Below are 1,805 nucleotides of genomic sequence, written 5' to 3'. Positions count from 1 at the left end.
GGCCGGCGGCGTGCACCGCCAGCGCGGCGAACGCCGCCGCCGCGACGCCGCCGACGGCGAGCGTCCTCGGCGAGGCGACCCGCTGCGCGGGCAGCGCAGGCCGCTGCAGAGCAGGACCCGTCCGCCGCCGGGCGAACCGCGCGTCCGTCGACTGCCAGGAGAGGAGCGAGCGGTCGGACTGGCCGGAGAGCACGGACGTGATCGACTGGAACGAGCCGATCGAGAACAACGACATCGCCGAGCCGATCGACCCCACGGAGAAGGCCGAGCCGATCGACAGGACGGAACCGGTCGAGCCGATCGACAGGACCGAGCCCGCCGAGCCGATCGACAGGATCGATCCTGCGGAGCCGATGGACAGCAGGGAGCCGGTCGATCCGACGGACAGGACCGAGCCCGCCGACGACGCCGGTTGGGTGTGGTCCTCATGCGGACCGCCGTGACAGGACATGCGCCCATTGTCCGCCACATCGGCGCCCTCCGTCGTTAGGCCGGATGAGTGCCCGCCGGGGTCCGGTCGGGCGCCGGCCCGCCCGGTGGGACCGTACCGCCCCGCACGCAGCAGCGCAGGGGGTCAACCACCGTCACCACCAGTGCGGATGACCGAAGATCCACTCCCGCGCACGGTGGGTGACGGCTAGGGTCGTCCGGGGCCTCGCGCGGCACAGCGACGGGGGCGGCCCGGCGCGCGGCGCCGGGCAGGGGAGCGACAGAACCGGGGGTTCCACCGCACGATGCTGGACGTCATCGGACTCAGCCAGGGATACCGGCGACGACCGGTCATCCACGATCTCCATCTCTCGCTCGGAACGGGGGCCTTCGGGCTGCTCGGGCCGAACGGGTCCGGCAAGAGCACCCTGCTGCGGACGCTGGCCACCACGGCGCTGCCCGCACACCCCGGCCACCTCCGGCTCTTCGGCCAACCCCTCGACTCCCGGCGCGCGGTCCGGGCCGCGCCCCGCCGCATCGGGTACCTGCCGCAGAGCTTCGCCCACCCGCCCGGGTTCACCGTCCGCGACTTCGTCCGGCACTGCGCCTGGCTGCGCGAGGTTCCGGCCCCACGGATCAACAGCGCCGCGGACGAGGCGATCGACCGTGTCGAGCTCGGTGACCGCGCCGACACCCCCCTGCGGAAGCTGAGCGGGGGCATGCTCCGCCGCGCCGGCGTCGCCCAGGCCATCTGCGACCAGCCGGATCTGGTCATCCTCGACGAGCCGGCCAACGGCCTGGACCCGCAGCAACGGGTGCGGCTGCGCGCCGTGTTGCGGGAACTGTCCGCGAGCAGCTGCGTCGTCGTCTCCACCCACCTGGTGGAGGACACCACCCATCTCTGCGATCGGGTCGGGGTGTTGTACGAGGGGCGGCTGCGGTTCGACGGCGCGCCGGAGGAGTTGGCGGATCGCGCCGACGACGGCGACGCGGGCGACACCCCGTTGGAGCGCGGCTACACCGCGGCCCTCGCCGCGCCGCCCCTGCCGGCCGGGGCCCCTCTCTCGGCGGCGCACGGTGACACTGCCACGCGGCCCGGTGCGTCATGACCGGCTACCGGATCGCGCTGCGCCGCTCCCCGCTGCGCTGGTGGTACCTCCCGCTGGTCGCGCTGGCGGTGGCGATGGCCGTGCTGCCCGGCGCGTGGCAGGACTCCTGGCCGCGCGCCTCCGCCGCGATGTCGGCCGCGGCGTGGCCGCTGATGGTCGCCGGCTGCGGCCCGGTGCGTCATGACCGGCTACCGGATCGCGCTGCGCCGCTCCCCGCTGCGCTGGTGGTACCTCCCGCTGGTCGCGCTGGCGGTGGCGATGGCCGTG

The 1,805-nt window shown here is 74.6% G+C and carries 2 protein-coding genes and 1 pseudogene; 2 read left to right on the top strand and 1 reads right to left on the bottom strand.

Features of this window, described 5'->3' with window-relative positions:
* A partial coding sequence (locus HCN52_RS24120) for a hypothetical protein (RefSeq protein ID WP_168090538.1) occupies positions 1–451 on the bottom strand: 451 nt, incomplete at its 3' end.
* 283 nt (positions 452–734) lie between these two features.
* On the opposite strand from HCN52_RS24120, the gene HCN52_RS24115 reads away from it, so the two are divergent.
* Both HCN52_RS24115 and HCN52_RS24110 read left to right on the top strand, forming a co-directional pair.
* The gene (locus tag HCN52_RS24115; protein WP_168090537.1) at positions 735–1,538 is read left to right on the top strand and encodes an ATP-binding cassette domain-containing protein; all 804 of its coding nucleotides are present in this window, start codon (positions 735–737) and stop codon (positions 1,536–1,538) included.
* Positions 1,535–1,805, top strand: a pseudogene (locus tag HCN52_RS24110) (hypothetical protein); the annotation flags it as partial. The gene HCN52_RS24115 and the pseudogene HCN52_RS24110, both read left to right, overlap by 4 nt.

Origin of the sequence: Streptomyces bohaiensis (assembly GCF_012033785.1) — a bacterium.
GTDB lineage: Bacteria > Actinomycetota > Actinomycetes > Streptomycetales > Streptomycetaceae > Streptomyces > Streptomyces bohaiensis.
This window is presented reverse-complemented; position numbering and strand designations above follow the sequence as displayed.